The following is a 25,181-nucleotide window of genomic DNA, read 5'->3' as shown; positions in this document are numbered from 1 at the left end:
AACGACCGTCGATGCGGCAGCCCGGTAAAGCAAAAAAACCCTTTTCCTGCCCAACCCGACTCGCGTCAGTTGGCAAATTGCATGTTCAGACCCATGTATATCTGCCAATCGGGCTGGCCAGGACCCCGACTGGCAACGGAGAATTGCGGTTCGATGAACAAGTTGAAAACGGTCTTTTGTCGCTTGAAGACCTGGCCAATACCCACGCCCAAAGGCACGCTGTAGCCGTCATTTTCCAAGTTATACGTCCAGATTGGCGCTGCCCGCAGATATGTGCCACCCCCTAGCTGGTACATCGCGAAAGGCTGCAGGGCAACGAAATTTGAATCTTCCCGGTGGCTCGAACCCGCAAAACTGTCTTGCCACGACAGCAAATACCCATATTGGAACTTTGGAGAACTGGCATCGAAAAGCACATTCACCAGCCCAGCCGACCATTTTTCGCTGCCGACAGATTTCTTGGTAGCAGTGGGCGCCGTGATTTGCGGACCGATCCCGAAGCTGATCGCAGGGTTGCCCGTATCGATAAGGTAAGCCGTAAAGAGATTCAGGTCACCTATGCCCGTTTCATGATGATTACTCACCGGCAACGTGTTGACAGGCAATGAGGCCCGCATCAGCCACTTGGTATTCGACACAGAGAACGGCTGTGCGTACCGCAGCCAAAATTGATTCGCAGACTTTCCCGTTTCGGTCTGGCGACCAATGTAATAGTTCTGGATATTGAACGCCGTCATGTTGGCCAACGGGTTATTAGCCTGGGCGGCGGCATTATCCGCACTCTGAGCAAAAGTCAGATCGGTGCAAAGCGCGACAGTCCCCAAAACGAGAGTTGCATCTCTCCAACGATTCATCGATCATCTCCTCGTCTCGAGCGTGCGTATACACGGTGCACCAATCTGTCGATCGTTGTCCGCTATTAGTTCAGTCTCGGATCTGGCGTGATCCATGACATCTAAACTATTACGAATCTCAGCTATTTTCTATCCGAAAAGCGAAATCTTGGGGATATTTTTTATCGTGTTGTTTCAAGTTAAAGGACTTCGGTCAGCCGGTGATGATCAAAACGACGCCGGCGCCGAAATCATGCTCGACGGTGGTCTATATTTATAACCCTATCCACGCGCCCATCATTGCTGCGTTTGAGAGGCGATTTTCCAGGTGTCATCTACCTTGCAAAACAGGAATTTCCAGTTCTCGTGGTTCGGGCCCCGTTCCAATTTAGCGTGAAGCTCGCGGCATGGCAGGCCATTTTGCTGTCGTGAGCCATCGGCATAGACTTGCCCTGTGATGGGTGTACGGCGCTTCACAGGGCTGGTCCACAGTTGCACCACATTGTCCTGCGGGTTTTCGATCACGCTGGCAACGGCCTGATTAAAAGATGTGGACTCGGCGCCCTTTAAGGAACCGTAAATGGAATCAGGGGAAAACGCGCTATATGCCTGTGCGCCGGCCGTCCCCGAGGCGCAAAGCAGCGCCAGTGCCAGCGAAGAGGTAAAGACCTGTCGGTTAATGATCGCCATCGTCGTTCTCCAGTATCGATACGATTGGTTATTTTAAAAAGCTATTCTAAGGGACGACCGGTGTCCACTTGGCGTTCGTACCGGGTCCAATGCGACTGAAATCCGCTCTGCTGGACTGTTTGCCAAGATCGCGTTCCATCACGTTTGCCCCCGGCCCGATCAAGAAACTGTACTCACCCGAACTGCCGTAGGCGGCCGGCCACGCGGCAAAGGCGCATCCCGTTTCATCGCCGGCAGATGGCAGGATAGCGTATCGATAGCCATGCAAAGCCGCATCTACGGGTACATCGGCACCCATTACGAGTGCGTCGTCCGTCAGCAAACTCTGTACGGGGGCTTGGACGTCGGACTCCCAATAAAGACCGTCATACTGGCCTTCGTGGCTGACAATCCGTTGCGCCGGCTTACCCTGCCCCACCAATGATCGATAGCGCTCCTGCGCGTCGCACAAGTCTTGCAGGGTATGTATTGCGGCTTCCTCGTGACGGTTCATCCGTCGTCGCAGCATTTCCCGCCCGCCTTCGCGCACGTCAAAGTGCCAACCTTTGGCTCCTTTTATAAGAGGTGCGGGAAAGGACCAATCATGCTGCCCAACGATAAATGCAGCTGTTGCGGGGCCAGACATGACGACCTCATGATGTTTTGACCAAGCCGCGAGGAACGTATAGATGTCTTCCTGTGTGATGGCGCCGGGCGGTACATACCGCTTGAAGTCGGCGCCCAGTACATGCTTTAACTTGATATCGTCGCCGGTGGCAAGAGACGACACGAAGGCATCCGCCGCGGCTTCGGGACTGGGATAGGACGCTTGGGCCAGCGCTTTGCCCCCCGTCCAGATCATGCTGGTTGCCAACAGCCCAACGACAACGGTACGTATCAAATTCTGTTTTTCCTGTTTCATTACCGTCTCCCACGCGTATGTTGTCCTGCGCCACGCCCGCCACCATGTGGACGAGGCGGGGCCGCCGTCCGCCGATTTTCCCGATGCACCGCAGGCCTGGTCTGACCCCCATGATTCGCACTCACGCTTCGCGTATGAGAGGGGCCATTGACGCCGCGTAGCGCATTATCGCGATTGTCGGCCTTTGAACGCGTAACCGCCGCGGCCTGGGCACTGCCGCGACTTGCGCTGCGGTTAGCTGTCGCTGAGTGTGTGCCAGCGCCCGTTCGAGCGCTCGGCGGGCGTACTGAACTTCCACCACCACGCGCAGCCGGACCGGCGGCGCTGTGCTGACGCGCGACGGCTTGCGCATGCTCGCGGCGGGCTTGCTGGCCCCCTCCTTGTCCGGATGCCGTGCCAGCTCTTCCCCCCGCCTGACGTCGTTGCGAGTCGACACGCTGCGTCTCGAAACGCTGCCGGGTATCAGCGCCACGATAAGGCGTGTTGCCACGGTGGGACGGATCATGATTCCATTTCACGTTGTTGCGGTTGACGTCCAGCCTCTTGTTGACGTTGATATTGTTGTAGCGGTTGACGTCTATGTCTACGTCTCGATCATCCCAGTCAAAACCGCCCCATAGCGAATCCGCAATCGCGATCCCGGTACCAAATGCCAGGCCGCTGACCAATGCCGACGCGAATACCGATCCCGGGGGTGGCGGGTAATACGCGGGAGGATAAGTGGGATATGGCCACGTGCCATAGACCGTGGTGGGATTGTAGGTAGGTACATACACTACGCTCGGGGAGGCAGGCGCGATACTGATCACTGTCGAGCCACTATCTGCGGAGGTGGTGACCTTTTGCTGTGTGTTGCTGGCCAGGCTGCCCGCCTTCTGAGCTTGTAGCCGTAGCCGTTGCACCGAATCCATGACGTCCTCGGGTTGGTCCAGAAAGGCGTCTCCCAGCGACCGTACCCAATCGGGCTGCCTGCCCATCATGTCCACCACCGAAGGAAAAGCGGCCAACGACATGACGCTGGGGTCCCAAGGTTGATTCTGTACGGCATTCACAGCGGCGTCACCGCTCAGATCCGTATGCTGCTTGGACCATGCAGCCACCGCCACCACGTCATCAGGATAGGTCGAGGCCATCAGCACCTGTGATAGCAGTGCATCCGGGTACAGAGCGATAGGCGCCAACATCTGATCCAACTGTTCATTACCCAGTTTCGATTGACCGAAACTGGGCGAACTCAAACACAACAGTGCCAACAATGCAAGGACGTATCTTGGAAGCCATCTCATGGCGTTCTCCTCTTTACAGCAGTGTGAACAACAGTTTGCTCAATGTGCTCTTGAGCGGCCATTGTGTGGCAACCAGCACGAGCAACGGCAGTGCAGCGGGCAACACGATTTTGATTAATATGGATTTGCTGATAACCGCTGGCCGCATTGACGCGACGGCTTGGTATAGGGCCTGCATATCAGCCACTGGCCCGAGCTCCGGCGCACCCAACATGGGCGAATCGGGTACCCCTTTTTGTGCAATCCATTTGTCGTCGACCTCCTTGCCATGGCGGGCGAGCAAGACACCATAATCCAATAGCGCCTGACGCTTGGCGTGCATCAGTTTCGGAGAAAAAGCCAGTAGCGGAGCCAGGCCCACTGCCGTCAGAACAATCAATAAGGTGACCATTTGGATGTACAGGGATGGCACCGGCACGTTGTGGTAGAAAACACTGTGCGCCCAGGCCCCGGCCAGGACGGCGGATACAGAAAGAATGAATGGGCTGTAAATCAGCGGGACGCGGTCCAGAAAACCCAGGCCACCAGCCCGATCCGGATGCATGACAACCAATTGCAGCGGCAGACGGGCGATCCGCAATAACAGGATACCCAGCAGTACCAGACGCCATATCCAGGCTAATAGCAGAACTGAAAAAATGGGGCGCGTGACCAGCAAGAACCACCAGGCTCCAAAAGCCAGGCTAGGGCTTTCGGCGTCGGCCCATTGAATTTCGTCGGAATTGGGCGCCAGAAAGAAAGCAGCTGTCCAGGTGATGAGCAAGCCTGCGATGATGACCCATGGAATCGCCTTATTACGCAGTCGCTGAATGTCCGCCAACACTTGCTCAAACTGCGGCGATTGCGCATCACCGATCAGCCCCGTGCGGCGGAACTCCCGCACAAACAAGGGGATATTCTTCTGGGCGAGTCCTTCAGCCAATACCAACAACGGAATCGCAACCAGACAGCGCACATGAATACCGATATGACCCAGCAAAGGCTCGGTGATCCCGGCGGATTCGACCACTGTCCCGGCCACCCAAGAAGCGATCATCAGGGGCAACCATGCCACCAGCGCGTAGAGTAAAGCCCGCCGTTTACATCCATCGCCATGGGCTGGTATGAGTCCAATCCGGCGCTGTAGTCGATAGAACGGATCATTGCGCACCAGCGAGAATGATCGAGAATCGATGTCATAAGATTGCCCCGATTTCATGTTTCACCTTTAGCCAGGTTCACCGGCATCGCACAATCGGTTACCTCATCGCCACGGCCGAGGGGCGACTACTCGTTTAAAAACTCACCGCCAACCCCACCGAAAAACCCGAAACATTGGTTCCAAAAACATAGCGGCCCACTAGCCGCGTACGCGTCACCACGACGTTATAGGCGCTGGAATCCAACTCCAACCCCGCGCCAATAGCGGTCAAGCGATCAAAGCCCAGCACGCCGCGCTGGTCGCCCAGAAACTCTGTATGGGTCAATTCCAGGACGTAGCGCAGCGGCCGCTGCAATAGCGTGATACCAGTGGGCGCCCGATAGCGGGCCCAGAGGTTGGCCGACCGTGCCGCCGCCTTGCCCTTGACTGCTGCGGAACTATCGAAACTTTGCAGGCGGATATCGGAATACCGCAGCTCCACATCGACCTCATAGCCCGGGCGATAGTGTTCCCAATCCAGCATCAGCGACCCACCAAGGCCATAGGCATTGAGTGAACCTCTATCGAGAAACGCCACATCCTGGTCCGTCTTGCGGCCGACATACCAACTGGCAGCGCGCAGGTCGCTGGTCACGTTGCCAAGCGCAAAGTTGAAAATGGGTCGCAATTTCAACTCATCGGTCAGTTTGAAATCCCAACCTATGCCCCCCGTGGCGGACAGGCTATTCCACTTTGCCGGGATTCTCCGATTCTCCGCACCCTGGGTCGCAATAAAGGTCGGGTCGTACCGGCTGGCGGCCAGCACGCCCTCCAGATAAATGGGCACACTGTCGGAAATCGTGTCTCCACCGCCGAGCTGTGTCATAAAAAAATCGCTGGAACCTGCGGTCCCCCCGCCGCTGCCGATGCTCAACGCACTGGTCGTGATGTCGGGGACAATCGAAAAGGACATTAGTGCAAGCACCCCATTGGCGCGTTTTTGCAGGTCGTCCTGCGTCAATCGAACACCCGATTGCCCAAACGCCGACGTCCCCATCGTCGACGCCACCCAGGCAATCAGCCATGTCAAAGCACGTGTCGCTGTCATTACCGGTATCGCTTGCCAGCCAAACATCTCGTCCTCGCAATCAAAATACGCATAGCGTTCAGGCAATAGTCACTTTCCTTCGAAAAACTATTTACCTACCCCCCACGGGATCGTTCATCGCCTGCCGCTGAGCGATCAGCAATGCATCGCCTTGATCGATGCGTATCGTGCCAATACGGGGAAACTCGAAATCGACGATGATGTATAGGGCGGTGGTCATCACCAACGCATACAGCAGTTGATGGATCAGACTGCCCTGCTTTGTGTTGGCGAGATTCAGGCCGACAAAGCAGCCGCAAACCAATGCCAAAAAGCAAAGAAACAAATAGGTCACCGTCGGCGGATGCACTTTCTGTGCGACGGTCAGGCTCGTGGCGACATCGAACATTTCGTTAACGGCGCTCGCGTACGACGCCGCAAAGGCTGGGGTGCTGCGTGTCGCGGCTTGCATAGAGGTAGCCCACAGGTCTTTCTGGATAGCCGCTATGGTGTTCGCGATCTGATCACGTCGCTCGAAGTCGGCGACATGCTGCAGGTAGTTGATGCGTTCGTCGACATATTGGCGAAATTGCGCGCGCAATTGAGGTTGATCAGAAGCATTGACAAGATCGACACGCAGCCACGCCGTTCCGACGGCGTTGACCTCCTCGACAATCAGATTGCGCCGTTCCGCCATACGCTGGGCGGCGCCCGAAAAGGTGAACGCCACCAACAGACCCAGTAAAGCAAAGACTGAGGCCTCGATGGCCGCCGCACCCACACGACCCGAGTCTTCTTCCGTATCACCATGCGACTTTCCGAGATAACGCCCAAGGTGGATGGCACCAAACAACAGAAAGAAAAACAATACGGCCAAACTAATAAGCATCAATGAGAAGTTCATATATCACCACGCGCAAAGAGGTTCACAACCAGACACGCCATGAAAACAGAACAGGTTTTTGATTTTTTTGCCTCGTATCCACCTCGTCATTGAACTTCAGATTGATACCGTCGCCGACTATTCGGCTTGACTCCCGATAAACCACCGCAAATACGGATTTCCCTGCCCCACCTGCGCCAGTGTGGCGGCATGGCTCGCCCACTCCTGACGATCCCCTCGGTAGGCCGCCAGGGCACTGCGATAAAACAAATCCAGTTGTTCGCGCTCACCGCGAATCTCGGCCATCAAGGCTTCAGACCCCCCTTGCACCGGGGGTAAGTCACGTAACTCGAGCAGTGCGGGTAAGGTACGGACGATCTCGCGAGGCCGTACCCACGTGGCGTACTCGATCGCCGGAAAATCGTCGGTGACCAAAGGTGCCGGTCCCGCAAAACGTACCAGGCCGTCACGATCGGTGACCCAGGTCGCCAGTAGCGCCGCTGGCGAGAGAATCCCGACTTCCGCCAAGGCGGATCGTGTCGCGGGTTTGACGTACCTTTCGGCGATACGGGCCACATCCAGCGGCAAGGGATCCATCGACCCCACCAATAGCATTTCATGCAGCTCGGTCGTCCAGAGCGAGGCATGCGGGAAAACATCGATGAAGCTCGCCACCAAGGCGCGGGTATCGTCCAGGTTCTGGGTGGGTAGAGGTAGCCATTGCGCCACGACGCCATGAGGATTCAGGCGGGACGCGGCCAGAGTATAGAAATCCCTGGAGTACAGATTCACCACACCCGCAGCGGAGGGTGGTGGCGGCTCCAGAGTGATCAGGTCATAGGCGTCCGTGCTGACCAGGAGCTCGCGCCGGCCGTCGCGCACGCGGATATCCAGACCGGGATCCTGTACGGCATCGTACGTCCCCCTGAACAAAGGAGCGGCATGCAGCACGCCGGGCAGAAGCTCTGCCACGACCCGGTGTTCCAAGCCCGGAAAGCGCGACAAGGCGCCCGCGGTAATGCCGGTACCGTAGCCGATAACCAATGCGGAGCGTGGCTCACCCGCATGCATGATGAGCGGTAGCAAGGCCTGCAAGCGCATGTAGCGCAAGGAGGGCATGGCGTCGCCCGAGTTCGAGACGCCCTGTATATACAGCCGCCGAAAACGATGATCGCCCTCCCCGCTTTCCACCACGGCCACGGTGCCACCGTGATTCTCTTCGTAGAAAACCAGATCCTTACCCTGCGCGCCCGGGAGCAAGCGTGCAAGATGGTCTGTGGGCAGCGACCAGCCGACGATCAACACGGCGACGGTCAATGTGATCGTCATCGCGCGCGCCATGGTGACGGCGGGCCGGGCCTGCCAGACAGCGATCACGCCGATGCCGCAGGCCGCGGCGGCCAGCAGCACCAGACTGCGTAGGGTGCCCAACTGCGGCAGCAGGACAAAGGCGGTGAGCGCCGTGCCGACAATGCCGCCTAGCGTATTGCCCGCCAATACCGCGCCCGCCCCACGTCCACGCTGCTCAGCGGGCACGACTATGCGTAACACGGCCGGGAACGCCGCGCCGAGCAATAGCGTCGGCAGCAGCACGATCGTGCAGGCTGCCACCGCAAAGCGCGCGCTCATGCCCGCCAGGCCGCCACCCGTTGGGCCGGCTACCAAGACTTCGGCATAGCTCTGGACATCGACCAGCCAGCGCCCCAGCAGAGCGGCCTCCGCCAGCGCAAACACACCGGCACATGCGATCAACAGCCCGAATACCCGCCACGGACTGCCTAAACGCGATTCATAGCGTCCATACAGCGCTGACCCGATGGCCAACCCGGCCAAATAAACGGCGAGTACGATAGAAAAAGCAAAGGCGCGCGTGCTCATGAAGGGCACGATCATTTGCGACCACAACACCTCGTAGCCCAGGGCAATGGCGCCTGCCACGGTGTACAGCCCAATTGCCAGCCATGCGCGGGCGGGTAACGACTGACGCTCGTGGCCTGCAACGGATGCCGCGGGGATGTCATTGGCCGACCGATGGTGTCGATCCAATATCCAGGCACCCAGGGCCGCCGCAAGATTCAAGCCCGCCGCTGCCCACGCCGTTCGCTGTACTCCCACGGCGGGAATCAGGACAAATGCGGGTAATAGCGCGCCGATAATCGCGCCACTGGTGTTAGCCGCATACAACATGGCACCCGCCCGCCCGACTCTCGCCGCGCCGGTGGCACGCAACAACACGGGTAGCGTGCCCCCCATCAGAAACGGCGCGGCACCGATAATAAGGAATACAGCAAGCCAGGCCAGCACGGGACTGGTCTGTTCGACTCGCGCGAAGGGCAACGCGCCGTGCGCCAACACTTGGGTTACGACGACAGCAACCGCCGCAATGCCAATTTCGATCAGGACGTACAAGCGCAAAGGCCGTTCAACCCGATCGGCCCGACGACCCAGCCACCAACTACCCGCGGCCAGCCCAAGAAAAAACGCGCTGACTGCGACGGCGATAGCGTGCACTTCCACGCCGACAATCAACGACAGTTGTTTGATCCAGAGAATCTGGAAAATCAGCGCCGCCATACCCGACAGCGCCAGCAAAAGGGATGGCGCGGCAAGTCCCGTCGACGACAACGGTGGCGTGCCGGCTTGGGGAACATCCGCCGGCGCGCGCGTGGACAAGCTCATATTGTTACTCATGCATCCATCCAGAGAAATTCGTAGGCAGCGGGCATGGCGGATGCCACGCCCGCGCCGTGTCTACTTACTTACCCTGCTTTTTCGCTGCCTCTTCGAAATACTGCTCTACTTTCCGATCGACTTCGGCTTGCACCTGGTCGACGCTAAAGGAAGCGGGACGCTGGCTCGGTGGCCATTCGACGAAAGTCTGCAAGAATTCCGCCGCCTTCATCGATGCCATGAGCACCAGATAGTCGTTCTTCACCAGCCAGTCATAGTATTGGTTTGAAACGGTATCGGCGCGCTCGTAGGGATCCATGCGCAGATTGAACAACTTCGGCACGCGCAAGCAAACGAAGGGGTCTTTCCATACATCGAATCCACCCGGTGCGCGCTGCTCGCAAAAAACGGCCTTCCAGTTGTTGTAACGCATGGCGACCAACATGCCATCGTCATTGAAGTAATAGAACTCCCTGCGCGCGCTATCGTCGCTCTGGCCCGTCAGGTAGTCGAGTTGGTTATAGCCGTCCAGGTGTACCTTAAAACTCTTGCTGGCCCCGTCTGGCGTCCACCCCTTCAATAGTCGGTCCTTGACATCGGTATCACCGATCGCCGCCAACAAAGTCGGGAACCAGTCCAGTCCCGACATCAGCCCGGTCTTGACGACACCCTCCGGTATGTGCCCCGGCCAACGGATCATGGCCGGGACCCGATAGGCGCCTTCCCAGTTCGAGTTTTTCTCGTTACGGAATGGCGTCGTCGCCGCATCGGGCCAACTGAACTGATTGGGACCGTTGTCTGTCGTGTAAACCACGATGGTATCGTCCGCAATCCCCAGATCGTCGAGCTTCTTCAGTAATTTACCGACATCCTGGTCATGTTCCCACATGCCATCGGCGTAGTCGTTGCCCGGCATACCGCTCTTGCCCTGATGTTCCTTCCGTATATGCGTATACACGTGCATGCGGGTGGTGTTCATCCACACAAAGAACGGTTTTTCATCCTTGCCATGCTTGTCCAGATAATCCAGGGCGGCGCCAACGGTCTCGTCGTCGATGGTTTCCATCCGCTTGCTCGTCAACGCGCCTGTATCCTCGATCTTGCCGTCAGCGGAAGCCTTGATGACGCCACGCGGTTGATAGGATGCGATGATCTGATCCTTCGAGTCCTTGGGCCAGTACGGACGTTCTGGCTCCTCCTCGGCATTCAGGTGATACAGATTGCCAAAGAACTCGTCAAACCCGTGGTTGGTTGGCAGATACTCATCGCGATCACCCAGATGGTTTTTGCCAAACTGCGCGGTGTTATAGCCATGCCCCTTCAGGGCTTGGGCAATGGTGATATCCCGATCTTGCAGGCCGACCGGGGCACCAGGCATGCCCACTTTCGACAGACCCGTACGGCGGGGTACCTGTCCGGTGATGAATGTCGACCGCCCCGCCGTGCAACTGTTCTCGGCGTAGTAATCGGTAAACATCATGCCTTCTTTGGCGATGCGGTCAATGTTGGGCGTCGTGTAGCCAACCACACCTTTGCCGTAAGCACTGATATTGGTCTGGCCGATGTCATCGCCAAATATCACCAGAATATTGGGTTTCTTGCCGGAAGCCTGCGCCGCCGGTTTGGACTGTGAACTCGGGGTTTGCGCGGACGCTCCTCCCATCATCACCAGTCCGCTCGCGGCCACCACTGCCGCTCCGAACCATCGTCGTGCTCTCATCATTGCTCTCCTTACCCCGAAGGGCGTTACGTCCCACATCAAGCCTTATTGCGTTTTTTCGAACGAGTACACCTGATTCCATTCGGTCTGCATGTCTACGACTGTCCAGCCTTTGCTCGTGGCTTCGTCCAGCGCCTTGTCCAGGCGGCCGATTTTGGATTCCCTGTCATAGGCCCATTCGCGCTGCGCATCGGTGTGATGCACTAGTCCCGCGAATCGCCGCCCCTCGCCCGCCACCGTCCACTGCAGCATCTGCAAATCGCCATCGGAGTTACCGAAAGCCAGAATTGGGCGACGACCGATGTAGCGCTGGATCGCCACGGGTTTTCCGGGCCCATCGTCATTGAATTCAAGCTTGCCTTGCCGCCACAGGACGGGCGTGCCCTTCTGATCATTGAAGGTCGTCACAAACGTGGTGCCGATAATCTGCTCGGGTGGAATGCCGTAGGCGGCCGGCGCCCAGGCGCGCATGAACTCCACTTCGCCGCCGGACACGATATACGTCTTGAAATCCCGGGCGCGCAAGTACGTGAGCAGCTCACGCATCGGTGCGTACGTCATGTCGACATAGCGTTGATTGAAACGAGGATGACGTGCCTCGTTCGCCCATTCCGTGACGCTCTTCGTAAAGTCACCGACACTCATATTGGTGTGTGTGACACCGACGATCTTCATGAGCCCGGCCTGGCCGGACTTAGCCAGCGTGGCCTGATCTCCGGCGATCGCGGCCTTATATGGCTGGCGCCGTGCCCACTCGGGATGCGCGGGAGCCATGGCTTTGACGCGATCCAGCGCGAACATCACCTGGAAGTACAACGGTTGTTCGCTCCAAAGCGTGCCGTCGTTGTCGAACACGGCGATGCGTTCTTCGGGTTCGACGAAATCCGGACTATCGGCATCGGTGACGGCCTGCACGAACGCCACGATCGCTTGTCGCGACGGGCCGTCGTTCCAGGATGGCAGTTCGCCATGGCGCGAGTGGGCACCGTGCCCCGCGCACGCAGTCATCAGTAGCACGATGGCGGTGACGCCTAGCCATTTCGTCCATCGGCGCGTCATTACGGTCGGGAATCTGCCCATCATCGTGCTCCTGTTTGCTTGAATGAACCGGTTTGCTCGACGGGCACCGGATTCACTGCCGCGGGCAACGTATAGGCCGGCGTAGGTTTCTGTCGTGTTCGCCATAGCCGTCGCCATTGTCGAGAAGCCGCGGCAAGACCGGCCCGCCACCGCTTCCCGCCATTCGGATTGCCGTAGGCCGCGCGTAATGCCGTCTCAACGGCCTGGCGATTCGGCGCATCCAGCTGTCGGGTGGCCGCACGCATATCGCTGGCGCCGGTGATGACACCCAACCACCGGTAAAAGGCGCTGATGGATGCCGTGTCGGAAACCGCGCCGCGGCTCGCCGCGCGACGCCATACGCGCCAATGCCACGGCTCACCGGCCTTTCTGCGCGCGGATGCCCGCTGGATCTGTAGACGTATTTTTTGTATACCGCGCCGCCACCACGGCCAACCCAGCCATATCATCAGTGCGGCGAACCCCCCTCCTACCACCCATGCCAGCCACGCCACAGGCAGCACCCAACGCAAGCCATGGCGCAACTGTGCAAGATCATCCGTTAATGAAAAGGGCGGATCGACCAGCGGACTCACCGTCACGACAAACTCGCGTCCCGACAATGCTTGCTGTTCACGCTGACCGCTGCTCGCATCACGCCACTGCATGATCACGTCGGGCAAATGAAGCGTGCCGGTTTCCTCGGCCACATAATCCGCGCGGTCGATCCGCTGCCCGCCGATGAAGCCGCCACGCGTATCGGTCAAGGTGGTGACCTCAGGCTCGCGCGGATAGCGCTTGAAACCGGCCACGTCCTCCAAGGGCGCGGCGGGCAGTAGCATCGCCTGCATGCCTTGGGCCCGTTGCGTGATACTGCGCGTCACGCGCCCGCCTTTGACAAGAGGATCAGGCTCAAGCGCGTAGTCCTGGGTAATGGTCAACTCAGCGGCGGCGACGTCACCCGCCACGCCGCTGCCCCCGCCTACATTGAAATCCATGGGCTCGCTACTGGCGGTGACAGCGCTGCCCCCGGGTCCGACTTGAGCACTCACGGTCAGCGCCGGCACGTGCAACGCTCCGGCGGCGGTGGGGCTGAGTAGATAGGTGTAGCGCAATCCGCTATAGGCCACGCCGTCCTGCTGGTCTCGCACGATCGCGCCGTGTCCCGAGGGGGGCGTCACAATCACACCCGGCAATTCCAGCTCCGGCAGCCGCGGCGGTTGCGTGAACCAGGTCGGGGTCATGACCTGCAGTTCCAATTGCACCGTCCCGCCGACCTGTGCCTGCGCGGCATCCTGCAAGCGCGCCGTGACGCGCAACGACGGCGAGTCGTCTGCCCACGCCATCGTGGTCATGCTGAGCGTCAGGGCGATTGCCTGCAGGAGACGTTGCCAACGCATCATGGCTTGGCTCCTCGGGCCGCATCCTCGGCAGCGAATTTTCCGCGCAGAAAGCGCGCCGGCGATATTGTCAGATTACGCAGCCAGACGTCTTCGGACGTCGCTTGCGCCACCGGCACTTTGGTCATTTTTCCGCCGTGCGCGGTCTTGTCCTGAATGCTGCGGTCCGGCGGTTCGGCTTGGTCGCCCTGATCCTCCTGGCTCATCGCCTCGAGCAGGCGCGCGACAATCCCGCGATTCACGACCGCCGGTTCCCAGCCCGGTTTGATAGACAAGGCCTGATCGTAGGCAGCCAGCGCCGCATCATATTGACGCAGGCGAGTTTGCGTATTGCCAACGTAAAAGTAGCCGTCGGCGGTATCCAGGTCGGAAAACGCGGTTAACGCCGCCGGGTAGTCGCCGGCCTCATAGGCGGCCCGCCCCTTCCAATAAAGATCACGAAAATGCTGTGCCGCCTCGTCATAATGACCGTGTTCAAATGCCCGACGCCCCTGCTGATCGGGGGTCAAAAATGCATCTGCCCAGGCGCCCGCGTGTGCGTCCAACGGTGCCCCCGACATCACTGCCGCCACCAGGCAGGCGCTCCATGTCACCCGCCAGCCGCGCCGCACAGCGAACAACGCGAGCAGCGCCAGCGGCCAGCATAGCCAATAACCCGCGTCCTTCCAGTGAATGGCGCCGGGCTGTGCGTCTTGCACCACGCGGAAATGCTGTTGCGCATGCAGCGTGATCCAGTCCAGATCATCGGGCCCGCCCGTCAGGCTGCCCAGCGGTGCACCCGCTGCTTGCGCCAAATCACGCAAGGCATCGGCGTCGATGCCCGCCTGACCGCGGCCGGTCTGGCCGACCGCCATGACCAGCACCTGCATGTCGCGCGCCGCCTGGGCCTGCTTTTGCACCGCGTCGAGCTGTTGCGCGTCGGCGCCGTCGGTCAGCAGCAGCAATGTCCCGCCCGCGCGCTCCGCCGCCAGCACACGCGCGCCCAACGCGATGGCGCCGGCCGCATCCCTGCCCTGTCGGTCGATCAGATCGATGGATAGTGCCTGCGCAAACAGATCCAGCAAACTCGTATCGTCCGTGGGTGGCAATACCAAGTGGCTGCTGCCCGCATAGGCAATCAGGCCCGTCTTCGCCCCGGCTCGGCGCACTGCCAGGTCGCGCAATGTGTGTTTGGCCGCCTCAAGCCGGGAGGGCGGCACATCGGCGTGGTCCATCGACGCGGACAGATCCACGGCGACGATCAGCGGCGCAACATTGTCCAGAAAGGCGGGTTCGTCGCGCTGCCACGCGGGCCCGGCGGCGGCTATCCCGCTCGCGGCGACCATCAACGCCAGCAGATCAATAGGTCTTGGGCCGCGGCTGCCAGGGGCCCGCACCAGCAAATAGGGCAACAGGCTGGGCGCAATCTGGCTATCGCGCCCGGGCATTGCACGCTCGCCGCGCCGCATCCACCAAAGCAGCGCAGCGACGGGCAAAACCACCAACCACCACGGTCGCAGAAAATGAAAGGCGCTCAGGTCGATGTCCACGTCGCCTCCTTCGTGTCCGACATCGCGTCCGCACCGTGTTGGCGCCCGTTCCGTAAGGAAAACAACGCGGCTACACCGTGCCACAGCGCCAGCAGGCACAGCGCGATACCGAGTGGCGCCCAGAAATAATCACGCTTGGGCTGATGTTGCAGCGTCTTGACCTCGTGAGGCGTAATGTGGTCCAGCGTGGCGTAGACATCCTGCAGCGCGTCGCCATCCTGAGCGAGGAAAAACTGCCCGCCTGCTTTGGTCGCAATCTCGCGCAAGGCATCGAAATCCACCCGATCTTCGCCGCCCGACTCGGGATCGCCAAACCCAATGGTGTGCACGGTGACATGGTGTTGNGCCGCTAACGTAGCGGCNCGCGATGGCGGTACGGCGCTTCCCGTGTCTTTGCCGTCGGTCAACAGGATCAACACCTTGTCCTGCTCCTTGGCCTCGTCCAGCATACGGATACCCAGGCCGATCGCATCACCGACCGCCGTATTCGGACCGGCCATGCCGACAGCCGTCTGATCCAGCAACAACTGCAGCGATGCGTGGTCGCGCGTCAAGGGCGCCTGGGGATAAGCGCCGGTGCCGAACACGATGAGCCCGAGCCGATCATCAGGACGCTTGTCGATAAAGTCGGCCACCGCTGCCTTGACGACATTCCAACGTGATACGCGCTGACCTTGCGCATCCCGAAAATCGTCGCTGCTCATCGATTGCGAAATATCGACCGCAAGCAGAATGTCGCGAACGGGTTCCGTATGCGTCAACGGGGGTTCCACCCATTGCGGGCGTGCCAAGGCGAGCACCAACAACAGCCAGACAAGTACGTTCAGCCACAACTGAGCGCCGCCGGCGCTCACCCCCGGGCGAGACGGAGATTTCCCGGTGAGCTGCGCCATCGTATCGAAGAACGGCAGCCGTAACGCCGCCCTGCCCTGCACATACGCGGGCAGCAAACGATAGGAAATCAACGCCAGTGGCGCGACGGCTAACACCCACGGATACTCAAGCCGCCACATGATGGCGCTCCATCCATTGACGACTGGCCGCCAAGAGCCGACCGAGCGCGGCGGGATCGACCGACTGCACCGTCGCATCCGTGCCATAGGCCAGTGTGGCGAGCAAACGCGCGGCATCATCGGTAAATGGGTGAGACGCAGCGTCCTGGTTCAGGTATGCCAACCACGCGTTACCGCTCAATGGCGCCACCCGTGCTTGTTGCCCCTCGACTTGTGCGGCAAGCGCCGTACGCTTGAGCAGTGCGGGCAAGGCACGTGCCTCAAGGGGTGTCTTGCTCACGATGCGGGTCAGACGGTCCAATTCCGCCAACGCTTGACGCCGGTACCGGTTGCGGCAATGACGGCGTCCAATGGCAACGGCCGACCAGACCCCGCCCGCTAACAGCACGATCGCCACCACCGCCCATCCCCAAGTGGCGGGCCAATACGAGATAGCCGCCGGCAAAGGCAGCTCGCGCAGTTGATCCAGGCCCGGCAGTGCGTCATTCATGGGCGTGCTCCGGACCATTGCCGACCCAGCTCGCGCCGCAGTTGCCCGAGTTCGTCGTCGGCCGTGTCGATCGACAGCAAGGGCACTTGGCTGCGTCGCAACAAATCCGCGACATCACGCAGACGGCCGCTAAAAAAATCCGCTAGCGGTTGACGCTCTCGCTGCCGCCCCGTAGCAATTTCCAACTGCAGTTCGCCTTGCGTGACCACCAACCGCCCGCGCTTGGGCAGGTTCTGCGCCATCGGGTCATACACCAATACGGCCAGCACATCGTTATGGGCAGCCAACCGGCGCAGCAAGCGTAAGGTCTCGTCATCAGCGCCGGCGAAATCGCTAATGATGCATATCAGGCAGTCATGCGGCGCATGTGCCGACGCGCCTCGCAATGCGGCATTCAATAGCGCGCCGACGGGTTGTTCCGGCCGCTGGGCCGACAACTGGGCGTTGGCACGCGTCACCTCGGCCAGCAGCGCGCGTACACGGTCGCGGCTTCGCAAGGGTTTGACCGACCGGACGCCGTCATCAGCGAAGACGAGTCCGCCTACGCGGTCGCCGGCGCGATAAGCCATCCACGCGGCCATGGCGCCCAATCTCGCGGCGACCGCACATTTAAAGGATCGCACCGACCCAAAAAACATGCTCATACGCTGATCCACCAAGATCATGGCCGGCCGATCACGCTCTTCAGTATAGGAACGAACGTACGGCTTGCCATAGCGCAAGGATGCGCGGGGATCTAGCTGCCGGAGATCATCACCTGGTACATAGCGCCGTAGCTCCGAAAAATCCAGACCCCGCCCACGCAACCGAGAACCATGTTGACCGGCCAGTACGCTGCTCAACGGCTGGCGCGCCAGAAATGACAACCCGCCCACAGCACCTTCCAATGCCATCAACTCATGTAATGACGGGTGAACGGGATGTGTGGGGCGCATCATGAGGGTTCCTAGGCCGGCACAGCCACCACGTCCAGCAAGCGGTCGATCACCTGCTCGGCGGTGATACCATCCGCCACCGCGTCGTATGACAGATGCAGCCGGTGACGCAATACCGCGTGCGCAACGGCACGTACATCGTCGGGCGAACTAAAGTCGGCTCCCGCCAGCCACGCATGCGCGCGCGCGGCGCGATCCAGCGAAATGGCGCCCCGTGGACTGGCGCCGATTTGTATCCACCGCCCCAGATCCGCGTCATAATCAGCCGGTCGTCGCGTAGCGTTGACCAGATCCACCACGTAGCGATCGACGGCTGGCGCGACGTACAAGGCCTCGGCCTCCCGTCGGCAAGCGAACAGCTCCTCTTGCGACAGGCGCATCGCATCCGCGCCGCTGGCAGACGAACCCTCACGCAATAAGGCCAGCATCGCCATCTCGTCTTCGGCGCCCGGGTAGTCCAACCGGATTTTCATGAGAAAGCGGTCCATCTGGGCCTCCGGTAGCGGATACGTGCCTTCCTGCTCGATGGGATTCTGCGTAGCCAACACCATGAACAGCTCGGGCATGGGCCGGGTCACACCACCGACCGTGATCTGCCGCTCTTCCATGGCCTCCAATAGCGCGGACTGGACTTTCGCGGGCGCGCGGTTGATTTCATCCGCGAGGACCAAATTGCCAAACAACGGGCCCTGCTGGAACTCGATGTGATGACGTCCGTCGGCATCCTGTTGCAACACCTCCGCGCCCGTAATGTCCGAAGGCAGCAGATCGGGCGTGAACTGAATGCGACTCATCGTGGCGGCCAGATGTGAGGCCAACGCCTTGACCGTACGCGTCTTGGCTAGACCTGGCAGACTCTCAAGCAGAACATGCCCGTCGGCCAGCAACGCGACCAACACATGATGGATGACCTCCGATTGCCCCAACACAGCTGCGCCAACCGCCTGCTCCAGCGCCAGAATACCGTCGCGATTCGCCATACCCTTCCCTATTTATGACTGTTGCCTGCACCCACCACAAGGTGGCTGACCTGACATCAACGACTCGCGACACTGCCCTTGCGGGCTTGCACCACCTTCCATTGCTCCGGCGTCATCACCGTGCGAAAACCCAGGTGTGACATGCCGTTCAGAGGGTCGGCACCGCGTCGGGCACTAGCCCGATAGCTGATGCAATAGGTATCGCTACACAGGAACGAGCCGCCACGCGTCACCCGCTTGGGCGCCGAAGCCGGTACATTGCCGTCGTCGGGATCAAAGCTCGACGCGGGCCCGGCCGGATCGAGCGGCGGTTGGCGATACTGCGCCTGAATGGCAAAGGCGTCCGACCGATACCAGTCAGCGGTCCATTGCCAGACATTGCCGGCCATGTCATATAGGCCATAACCATTAGCCGGAAAACTGCCGACCGGCGTAGTACCGACCTGGATTTTTTCGTCTTTGACGACCGGAAATGGCTGCTGCTGCTGCGTGTCCCAGATATTGGCCATGGGCTTGCCTTGCGGACTCAGGTCATTGCCCCAGCTATAGGTGGCCTGGTTCAGCCCGCCGCGCGCCGCGAACTCCCATTCGGCTTCGGTGGGTAGACGCTTGCCCGCCCATTTGGCATAAGCCTGCGCATCTTCATATGACACTTGAACGACGGGATGGTCGTCCTTGCCTTCGATATCGCTGCCTGGACCTTGTGGATGGCGCCAACTGGCGCCCGGGACGAACTGCCACCAGCGCGTGTAGTCGCGTAGCGAGATTTCTGATTCGCTGCCCACAAAAACCATCGCGCCCGGTACCAGCAAGCTGTCGTCCGGACGTGGGGTGCCAGGTGGCAACTGGGGCTTCAGATCTTCCCAACGCGGTTTCTGTTCGGCTGTGGTGACGTAGCCCGTCGCCTCGACAAAACGCCGGAACTCCGAGTTCGTGACGTCATGCACATCCATCCAAAAACCGCTCACACGAACTTCGTGAGCCGGTCGCTCATTTGGTTGCGAGAGCTTGTGCTCATTACCCATCAGGAACTCGGCATCGGGAATCCAGGCCATACCGACAGGACCCGACTTACCATCGCCGAGCTTGGCGATGGGGGCCGATGAATCCGAGGCGGGTGTCTGAGCCACATAGGCCCCCAGCGCGCCCGCCGCGACAAGAATTGCGGCGACCGTTAATCCGATTTTCAATTGCTGTTTCACTTGCCCACCCCACATCCGTTTCAGAAACGCGGCGTCATCAAATGACGCGGTGATAGCGAAAATTAGTGCAGAACTCGACCGTCAGACCGCGAATGTCGACCCCTTCGATAAGGGAACCGACACTCGCGTGTATGCGACTGAAGCTGTTGTCAGGCTTGTTTTCGCAGGCTGACCTGCTCATTCGTTTGTTCAGTCGGATCTGAATCGGATACGCGCACGATTTCCTCGATCTGCTCAGCACGCTTGAGCAAGCGATCGCATATCTCGGCCAGCTTGGGGCCTTTGCGCACCAATTCAAAATCACCCATCGATTGACGACCCGCCGGCGGACCAAAGTCTGCCAACAAGGTGACGGTGTTCACATTCTGGAACATAGAACGATTACCCGTATCAACATATGACTCCGATGCCGCGCCTTCGGCCATCAAAATGTCAAACTGGTCCAGTTCCAAATGGAAATACTCAAATTTCTTTTGTGAGAAATCCTGAATAATCGTCTTGCCGTTCACAAGCAACATCGCCGGGACCAATTTCCCGTCAAAATACATGTGGTGATACGGGGACACATATAAATCGCGAACAGGAACCTCCGGCGCCAGCGCTCCCGCAGTGATCCGTACGGGAAACGCACGGTTCGCGTGCTGCTTGGGGATATAGGCCCCATACAAGGTACGATGGCCGATCCACTTTACCGTGCGAATACCGCCGCTAGCGGTCAGCACCTGGTCACCCGCCTGGAAATCTTCCACGCGTTTTTGGCCATCCGGCGTCGCAATCAACGTACCTCGGACAAAACACGCGAACGTGACGGTACTGCCACTGTATTCAAAATTTGCCAGGTCCTCTGAGGTGAGGTCCGGGGCATTTACCTGGATAAGCACTTCATCGTTGTCATCGTAGAAAGTCAGGACGCCATCACTCAACGTCGTAGCCTGCGAATCCAGAACCGGGGTCCCGGCGCTCGATGTAAACGTAAAGGAGGCACCACCTTCCGCGCCCTCGACAGTGATGAGGTCACCGGGGTTGTTTGTAAGTTGGTCGATGTTCATCGACACATTACCTGTGCCCGCGGCATCGCTAAAGTCGATCGTTAAGTTTTTCTCCCATTGCGACTGGAGCGTCGCAAAGCTGGTGTTCGAATTGGGTCCTACCAGCACGGTGAAGGGTCTATCACCCGCCCCGCCGTTCATCTGGCCGATGTCCAGATTGGTATCTTCGACATAGACCGAAAAGGTATGTGCACCGTCAAAGCTGGCAGTGGAGTCAGGGGAACCGATGAAGCTGGCCGAGACGTCGTCAGCCGCCATTTGAAAATTGTACGCATTGTCCGGATCCGTGCTCGCCGCGTCCCAGGCCCATGATGGTTCTTCAGTCGTCAAGCTGATGTTCGTTGCCATGTCAATCCCTCTATTGTTGATTGGCGCGCCTTGTGCCACGGCGCAAGACTAAAAACACACACTTTCAAAACTCGGACTTTCGCTTCTTCGATTTTCTGCCTGGCGGAGAGTCGATCATGCCTATAGACCTGCGGACTCCGTGTCGGCATTTAGCAACGCGCTCTTTTGACTTGACGCTATTTACTCCACGTAGAAAAGTTCTCGATTTTTTCCTCGAATCCAATTGGGCGGCCGACCTTTGCCGTTCCAGGTTTGCCCCGTTTCCGGGTGTCGATATCTCACAAAATCAGATAAATCCGGGCCAAACAATTGCTCGGGCAAAATGTCATATTCCCGAATCTTTCGACGCATCTCGACCAGGAGCCCTCTTAACTCCTGTCGACGCAATCGCTCCGCCTCCGCCTCCAGCGTACGTATGCGCGCTTTCACCTGCCGATAGTCTTTCGCCATAAGCTGAAACCTATTCTTGCGGCTGTTTTCAGTTAAAGTATTACGAACTTTGCCAGCGCGATATCCAAAAAACGAAATCTTTCTGGGAGTTTGTGCCATGTTGTTTCAGAATAGTTATTTACAGCATTACTATTCGGGTTTCGAGCCCTCTCAGGCTTTCGACGTTGTGTATGGCACGAGTTTTGAGCACCGCCTCTTGTCCGCCAAGCGCACCTCGATGAAGCATCAGCGCTTGACCTTAGGTGATATCAGACTGGAGACAGGCTGGTATAACTTTCCCGTTATTGCTCGGGGAAGCATGCCGAAAACCGCGATCTGCATTGGTTTCATGGCTGAAGGCGCAGACGCGACCAGAATCAACACCACGCAAATTGCCACGGAGGAAATACAAATTTATCCGGCGGGCGTGGAGCTCCTGTATCACGCGGCAAGCCTGTCTCGCTGGGTGAATTTCGTCGTTCCGGAAGAGCGCCTGCAGAAGATGGCCATCGAGCGAACGGGGCGCTCGTTAACACTATTGCGAGCCGCCGCCTACTCAATACGTCTGCCCGTCGGCGGAAGACGCGCATTAACCCGTATTACCGACGATGCCCTGAATCTCGCGCGACGTCTTCAATCGACTGGCGGTATGACGTCTGATCTGGCCCAAGAGATATACGGGTCGCTACTGGCCGGCTATGTGGATGCCCTATTCGATGCAGTACCCTCGCGCAAATCAGGAAAGCCGTCCATCGAGGTGCGTCATCATCATTTGATTAACGCGTGCGAGCGACTGGTACTGGCCGGCACGGAGGCCGACGTCGCCCTCGCGGATATCGCCAAACGTAGCGGATATAGCATGCGTTCGTTGCAACTGATCTTTCGCCGCAGCGTGGGTATGACACCTGGCCGCTGGTTTATGACCGCACGGCTAAATGGGGCGTTACGCGACCTGCTGGCATGCGATCAAACATGCACCGTTTCGGAGGTGGCGATGAAATGGGGCTTTCGGCATATGTCGCGGTTTTCCCACTATTACCAAAAGACATTTGGCGAATTGCCAAGCGAGACCTTGAATCGTTCCCGCGTGAACTAATCATCACCCAGTGCGATAAACGTTACCCTTAATAGGCCATATCACTGACTTACCGCCAGGCGCTGCCGATCTGGATATAAAAAGCGTTCTGGTCCTTGCTGTGCGCGACGTCGATACCGACGGCCAGCCCCAATTTGCGGGCAATCAAATACCGGAATCCCACCCCGACACTGGATACATTGGAAGCATCGCTGAATGACTTCCATCGACCGTAGGCTTTACCGATTCCGGTAAACCCCAGCAACGACCAGCGCGGTGTCACGTTCCAGCGCAGCTCCGTCTCGGCCACCAGGGCCGTCTGGTCCTGATAGCGGCCCCTTGAGACACCCCGCAGATTGACCGACGGTTGCGCGTAGAACGGCACTGCTCCGCGGGTGGTCTGGCCATCCACACGCAATCCGAGTGTCCATTTGGGGTGAATCGGCAGCCACGTGAAGCCACGCGCACGATAGGTTTCGAACGATCTGGAGCCGCCCAGCCAGCCACGGGCAAACTGCGCTTCTACTTCGGCATAGCTGCCTTTCGTGGGATAAAACAGGTTGTCTCGACTGTCGTAGTCGATCACCAAACCCAGCTTGCCCACGCTGAGTTTCTTGTCCTCCAGCCCAAATTCGGCGGCGGGTTGGCCGGTAACCCGGGTATCGGATCTGAAATACGTGTAGCGCGGTCCGATGTACCACCGCGACTTACCCAGCCGGGTCAAGAGCTGCTGTACCAAGAACGTGCCCGTCAGCTCGTAGCCTCGTCCTTGATTGAATGGCCCGTAGTAATCGAGGTTGACCTTGGCATGTGCCAGTGCCCCCATATACCGGAACCTATCGTTGTCCCAGCTACGCGTATGAAATAAGCCACCGCCACGCGTGCCGTTTCTGGTCGCCACCGCACCTATCCCCGTCACATTGGGATGGGCGACGGGCTCTCCTGCTTGTTTAGCCTTTTCGTCTGCTTCCGCGAGCGATTCCGAAAAATACATGAGCATAGCCCCGCCACCAAAGCCCACAGCGGGCTCGGTAATGATGACCGGTACGGGGAACACACCCTTGCGGTTCAACAGATAGTCGCTCATATCGAAAGCGCCGTCCTCCGGGTCCGTATACGAAGTCGGCTGAGCGATGGCAGTCGCCGCAAGCATCATGGCGTAAGTCGGCGCCAGCACACGAATCAAAGCGTACTTGATTACCGAGGAGACGCGGTCAGTCGCGACTGCTGTGACGGGCATGTATGACTCCGGCGAGTTGCAAGCAATTCTTGCTCAGCCGCAATACTGCCCTGTTTTATACGCGACGTACAGGCACGCTTTGCGTAGCGGTTTAGCTGGGCCGCTGCGAGAAACTCCGTTCGAATATGCCTTCGGCAATGCGGTTTTTCAGTATTTCGATCGATCCACCCGCGATCATCCAGCCACGGCAACGGCGCACGCAATACTCGACTAGCGACTCGCGGCTGTAGCCCATGCCGCCCATCACCTGCAGCGCGTCATTGGCGACCTCAAAGCCGATTTGATTGCAGTACGCCTTGGCAATGGCAGTCTCGGTCGGCGACGGAAAGCCCGTATCAGCGTTGGAGGCCGCCCGATACAGTAATAATTGCGCGGCATCGAGCTTGATGCGCATGTCGGCGAATTTCCATTGCAGGCCCTGGAATTCGCAGAGCAGACGGCCGAACTGCTTGCGTTGCAGGGCCCACTGGCGGGCCTCCTCGTACGCATAACGTCCTAGCGCCACGGAACGCGAGGTATTGCCAATGCGTTCGACGTTAAAGCCGGCGATCTGCTTTTTGAAACCGCCCTCGCCCAGCACCACCAGTTCGTCGGGCACAAAGACGTTGTCAAAGAAGATCTCGACCCATTCTTCGTCGGACATAAAGGCCGAGCGCTTGCCCAGTCGTACGCCTTCGGCTTTAGTGTCGATCAGCACGGAGCCGATGCCCTTGGTGCCGGGGCCGAACCGCACGTAGGCCAGGATGACGGTCGCGTGCGGGCCGTGCGTCGTAAAAATCTTGCTGCCATTAATTCGAAAACCACCCGGCACGGCCGTGGCACTGGTCTTGAGCTCGGTGACGGCCGACCCCGCGTCCGGCTCGGTCATACCCACGGCGATCAGCGCTTCGCCCGCCAACAGCGGAGCCAAATATTTTTCCTTTTGCAAGGGGCTGCCATATTCGGCCAACACGCGGATGGCGCCAAAGTTGCCGGCCTGCACGACGTCCGCGCTGCGGGGGCACACCGAGGCCACCGCCTGAATCGCGATAACCGCATCCATCAGCGAGCCACCCACACCGCCGTCGGCCTCGGACATGGTGATGCCCAGCAGACCCTGCTTGGCCATTTTCTGGGCGATATCCCAGGGATATTCTTGCGAGTGCGCGCGGGCGACGGCGCCTTCGGCCAATTCGTTTTGCGCAAAACGCGTGACCGCAGTCTCGAAATCGCTTTGCTCGGGGGTGAGTTTAAAGTCCATTT

The 25,181-nt window shown here is 59.2% G+C and carries 22 protein-coding genes and 1 pseudogene; 1 reads left to right on the top strand and 22 read right to left on the bottom strand.

From position 1 onward, the window contains the following. Positions 1-65 precede the first annotated feature (65 nt). From ACNAZS_RS00425 to ACNAZS_RS00330, 20 genes and pseudogenes are all read right to left on the bottom strand, one after another. Complete coding sequence (locus tag ACNAZS_RS00425; RefSeq protein WP_415785049.1) at positions 66-854, bottom strand: hypothetical protein; 789 nt, start codon at positions 852-854, stop codon at positions 66-68. A gap of 276 nt (positions 855-1,130) precedes the next feature. Beyond that, positions 1,131-1,523 (bottom strand): hypothetical protein, encoded by a 393-nt coding sequence (locus tag ACNAZS_RS00420; protein ID WP_415785047.1) that lies wholly within the window; start codon positions 1,521-1,523, stop codon positions 1,131-1,133. Positions 1,524-1,569: 46 nt separating this feature from the next. Further along, complete coding sequence (locus ACNAZS_RS00415; RefSeq protein ID WP_415785045.1) at positions 1,570-2,424, bottom strand: DUF2950 family protein; 855 nt, start codon at positions 2,422-2,424, stop codon at positions 1,570-1,572. Further along, positions 2,424-3,710 carry a DUF3300 domain-containing protein gene (locus ACNAZS_RS00410; protein ID WP_415785043.1) on the bottom strand — a complete coding sequence of 429 codons (1,287 nt, stop codon included), beginning with the start codon at positions 3,708-3,710 and terminating at the stop codon, positions 2,424-2,426. The genes ACNAZS_RS00415 and ACNAZS_RS00410 overlap by 1 nt, the downstream gene beginning before the upstream one ends. A gap of 13 nt (positions 3,711-3,723) precedes the next feature. After that, a complete protein-coding gene (locus tag ACNAZS_RS00405) occupies positions 3,724-4,908 on the bottom strand; it encodes a hypothetical protein (protein WP_415785041.1) in 1,185 nt (394 codons plus the stop codon). A gap of 76 nt (positions 4,909-4,984) precedes the next feature. Then, entirely contained in the window at positions 4,985-5,887 is a 903-nt protein-coding gene (locus ACNAZS_RS00400; protein WP_415786977.1) for a hypothetical protein, read from the bottom strand. 142 nt (positions 5,888-6,029) lie between these two features. Beyond that, positions 6,030-6,821 (bottom strand): bestrophin-like domain, encoded by a 792-nt coding sequence (locus ACNAZS_RS00395; RefSeq protein WP_415785039.1) that lies wholly within the window; start codon positions 6,819-6,821, stop codon positions 6,030-6,032. Between the two features lie 117 nt (positions 6,822-6,938). Then, a complete protein-coding gene (locus tag ACNAZS_RS00390) occupies positions 6,939-9,491 on the bottom strand; it encodes a fused MFS/spermidine synthase (RefSeq protein WP_415785037.1) in 2,553 nt (850 codons plus the stop codon). Between the two features lie 64 nt (positions 9,492-9,555). Continuing rightward, positions 9,556-11,190, bottom strand: a complete 1,635-nt coding sequence (locus ACNAZS_RS00385; RefSeq protein ID WP_415786975.1) for an arylsulfatase — start codon at positions 11,188-11,190, stop codon at positions 9,556-9,558. Positions 11,191-11,235: 45 nt separating this feature from the next. Next, positions 11,236-12,270, bottom strand: a complete 1,035-nt coding sequence (locus ACNAZS_RS00380; protein ID WP_415786973.1) for an HAD family hydrolase — start codon at positions 12,268-12,270, stop codon at positions 11,236-11,238. After that, a complete protein-coding gene (locus ACNAZS_RS00375; protein WP_415785035.1) occupies positions 12,270-13,652 on the bottom strand; it encodes a hypothetical protein in 1,383 nt (460 codons plus the stop codon). The genes ACNAZS_RS00380 and ACNAZS_RS00375 overlap by 1 nt, the downstream gene beginning before the upstream one ends. After that, complete coding sequence (locus tag ACNAZS_RS00370) at positions 13,649-15,178, bottom strand: vWA domain-containing protein (protein WP_415785033.1); 1,530 nt, start codon at positions 15,176-15,178, stop codon at positions 13,649-13,651. Before ACNAZS_RS00370 ends, ACNAZS_RS00375 begins: the two co-directional genes overlap by 4 nt. Further along, positions 15,163-15,522, bottom strand: a pseudogene (locus ACNAZS_RS00365) (hypothetical protein); the annotation flags it as partial. The pseudogene ACNAZS_RS00365 and the gene ACNAZS_RS00370, both read right to left, overlap by 16 nt. Positions 15,523-15,541: 19 nt before the next feature. Beyond that, a partial coding sequence (locus tag ACNAZS_RS00360; RefSeq protein ID WP_415785031.1) for a VWA domain-containing protein occupies positions 15,542-16,191 on the bottom strand: 650 nt, incomplete at its 3' end. Then, on the bottom strand, positions 16,178-16,681 hold the full coding sequence (locus ACNAZS_RS00355) for a DUF4381 domain-containing protein (RefSeq protein ID WP_415785029.1): 504 nt from the start codon (positions 16,679-16,681) through the stop codon (positions 16,178-16,180). The genes ACNAZS_RS00360 and ACNAZS_RS00355, both read right to left, overlap by 14 nt. Further along, positions 16,678-17,619: a DUF58 domain-containing protein gene (locus ACNAZS_RS00350; RefSeq protein ID WP_415785027.1), complete on the bottom strand. Its 942-nt coding sequence runs from the start codon at positions 17,617-17,619 to the stop codon at positions 16,678-16,680. Before ACNAZS_RS00350 ends, ACNAZS_RS00355 begins: the two co-directional genes overlap by 4 nt. 8 nt (positions 17,620-17,627) lie before the next feature. After that, a complete protein-coding gene (locus ACNAZS_RS00345) occupies positions 17,628-18,596 on the bottom strand; it encodes an AAA family ATPase (RefSeq protein WP_415785025.1) in 969 nt (322 codons plus the stop codon). 56 nt (positions 18,597-18,652) lie between these two features. Further along, positions 18,653-19,798, bottom strand: a complete 1,146-nt coding sequence (locus tag ACNAZS_RS00340) for a formylglycine-generating enzyme family protein (RefSeq protein ID WP_415785023.1) — start codon at positions 19,796-19,798, stop codon at positions 18,653-18,655. Positions 19,799-19,947: 149 nt separating this feature from the next. After that, positions 19,948-21,195 carry a Hint domain-containing protein gene (locus ACNAZS_RS00335; protein WP_415785021.1) on the bottom strand — a complete coding sequence of 416 codons (1,248 nt, stop codon included), beginning with the start codon at positions 21,193-21,195 and terminating at the stop codon, positions 19,948-19,950. A gap of 180 nt (positions 21,196-21,375) precedes the next feature. Further along, positions 21,376-21,744: an H-NS histone family protein gene (locus ACNAZS_RS00330; RefSeq protein WP_415785019.1), complete on the bottom strand. Its 369-nt coding sequence runs from the start codon at positions 21,742-21,744 to the stop codon at positions 21,376-21,378. On the opposite strand from ACNAZS_RS00330, the gene ACNAZS_RS00325 reads away from it, so the two are divergent. Then, a complete protein-coding gene (locus ACNAZS_RS00325; RefSeq protein WP_415785017.1) occupies positions 21,743-22,720 on the top strand; it encodes a helix-turn-helix transcriptional regulator in 978 nt (325 codons plus the stop codon). The genes ACNAZS_RS00330 and ACNAZS_RS00325 overlap by 2 nt on opposite strands. 49 nt (positions 22,721-22,769) lie before the next feature. Here the strand turns inward: ACNAZS_RS00325 and ACNAZS_RS00320 are convergent, their stop codons facing one another. Further along, complete coding sequence (locus ACNAZS_RS00320) at positions 22,770-23,939, bottom strand: BamA/TamA family outer membrane protein (RefSeq protein ID WP_415785015.1); 1,170 nt, start codon at positions 23,937-23,939, stop codon at positions 22,770-22,772. Between the two features lie 91 nt (positions 23,940-24,030). Beyond that, the gene (locus tag ACNAZS_RS00315) at positions 24,031-25,179 is read right to left on the bottom strand and encodes an acyl-CoA dehydrogenase family protein (RefSeq protein WP_415785013.1); all 1,149 of its coding nucleotides are present in this window, start codon (positions 25,177-25,179) and stop codon (positions 24,031-24,033) included. Between the last annotated feature and the right edge of the window lie 2 nt (positions 25,180-25,181).

The sequence above is a fragment of the Bordetella tumulicola genome (assembly GCF_965138755.1).
Classification (GTDB): Bacteria; Pseudomonadota; Gammaproteobacteria; order Burkholderiales; family Burkholderiaceae_B; genus Bordetella_A; species Bordetella_A tumulicola.
The sequence above is the reverse complement of the archived record's forward strand: the minus strand, read 5'-3'. Positions and strand labels throughout refer to the sequence as shown.

What these genes read in the sequence shown, in the direction of transcription:
- ACNAZS_RS00380 (WP_415786973.1), bottom strand. Translation starts at nt 12,270, where the DNA reads ATGGGCAGATTCCCGACCGTAATGACGCGCCGATGGACGAAATGGCTA.
- ACNAZS_RS00315 (WP_415785013.1), bottom strand. Translation starts at nt 25,179, where the DNA reads ATGGACTTTAAACTCACCCCCGAGCAAAGCGATTTCGAGACTGCGGTC.
- ACNAZS_RS00390 (WP_415785037.1), bottom strand. Translation starts at nt 9,491, where the DNA reads ATGAGTAACAATATGAGCTTGTCCACGCGCGCGCCGGCGGATGTTCCC.
- ACNAZS_RS00425 (WP_415785049.1), bottom strand. Translation starts at nt 854, where the DNA reads ATGAATCGTTGGAGAGATGCAACTCTCGTTTTGGGGACTGTCGCGCTT.
- ACNAZS_RS00330 (WP_415785019.1), bottom strand. Translation starts at nt 21,744, where the DNA reads ATGGCACAAACTCCCAGAAAGATTTCGTTTTTTGGATATCGCGCTGGC.
- ACNAZS_RS00355 (WP_415785029.1), bottom strand. Translation starts at nt 16,681, where the DNA reads ATGAATGACGCACTGCCGGGCCTGGATCAACTGCGCGAGCTGCCTTTG.
- ACNAZS_RS00325 (WP_415785017.1), top strand. Translation starts at nt 21,743, where the DNA reads ATGTTGTTTCAGAATAGTTATTTACAGCATTACTATTCGGGTTTCGAG.
- ACNAZS_RS00375 (WP_415785035.1), bottom strand. Translation starts at nt 13,652, where the DNA reads ATGATGCGTTGGCAACGTCTCCTGCAGGCAATCGCCCTGACGCTCAGC.
- ACNAZS_RS00350 (WP_415785027.1), bottom strand. Translation starts at nt 17,619, where the DNA reads ATGATGCGCCCCACACATCCCGTTCACCCGTCATTACATGAGTTGATG.
- ACNAZS_RS00345 (WP_415785025.1), bottom strand. Translation starts at nt 18,596, where the DNA reads ATGGCGAATCGCGACGGTATTCTGGCGCTGGAGCAGGCGGTTGGCGCA.
- ACNAZS_RS00395 (WP_415785039.1), bottom strand. Translation starts at nt 6,821, where the DNA reads ATGAACTTCTCATTGATGCTTATTAGTTTGGCCGTATTGTTTTTCTTT.
- ACNAZS_RS00320 (WP_415785015.1), bottom strand. Translation starts at nt 23,939, where the DNA reads ATGCCCGTCACAGCAGTCGCGACTGACCGCGTCTCCTCGGTAATCAAG.
- ACNAZS_RS00405 (WP_415785041.1), bottom strand. Translation starts at nt 4,908, where the DNA reads ATGAAATCGGGGCAATCTTATGACATCGATTCTCGATCATTCTCGCTG.
- ACNAZS_RS00335 (WP_415785021.1), bottom strand. Translation starts at nt 21,195, where the DNA reads ATGGCAACGAACATCAGCTTGACGACTGAAGAACCATCATGGGCCTGG.
- ACNAZS_RS00385 (WP_415786975.1), bottom strand. Translation starts at nt 11,190, where the DNA reads ATGAGAGCACGACGATGGTTCGGAGCGGCAGTGGTGGCCGCGAGCGGA.
- ACNAZS_RS00415 (WP_415785045.1), bottom strand. Translation starts at nt 2,424, where the DNA reads ATGAAACAGGAAAAACAGAATTTGATACGTACCGTTGTCGTTGGGCTG.
- ACNAZS_RS00410 (WP_415785043.1), bottom strand. Translation starts at nt 3,710, where the DNA reads ATGAGATGGCTTCCAAGATACGTCCTTGCATTGTTGGCACTGTTGTGT.
- ACNAZS_RS00420 (WP_415785047.1), bottom strand. Translation starts at nt 1,523, where the DNA reads ATGGCGATCATTAACCGACAGGTCTTTACCTCTTCGCTGGCACTGGCG.
- ACNAZS_RS00400 (WP_415786977.1), bottom strand. Translation starts at nt 5,887, where the DNA reads ATGGGGACGTCGGCGTTTGGGCAATCGGGTGTTCGATTGACGCAGGAC.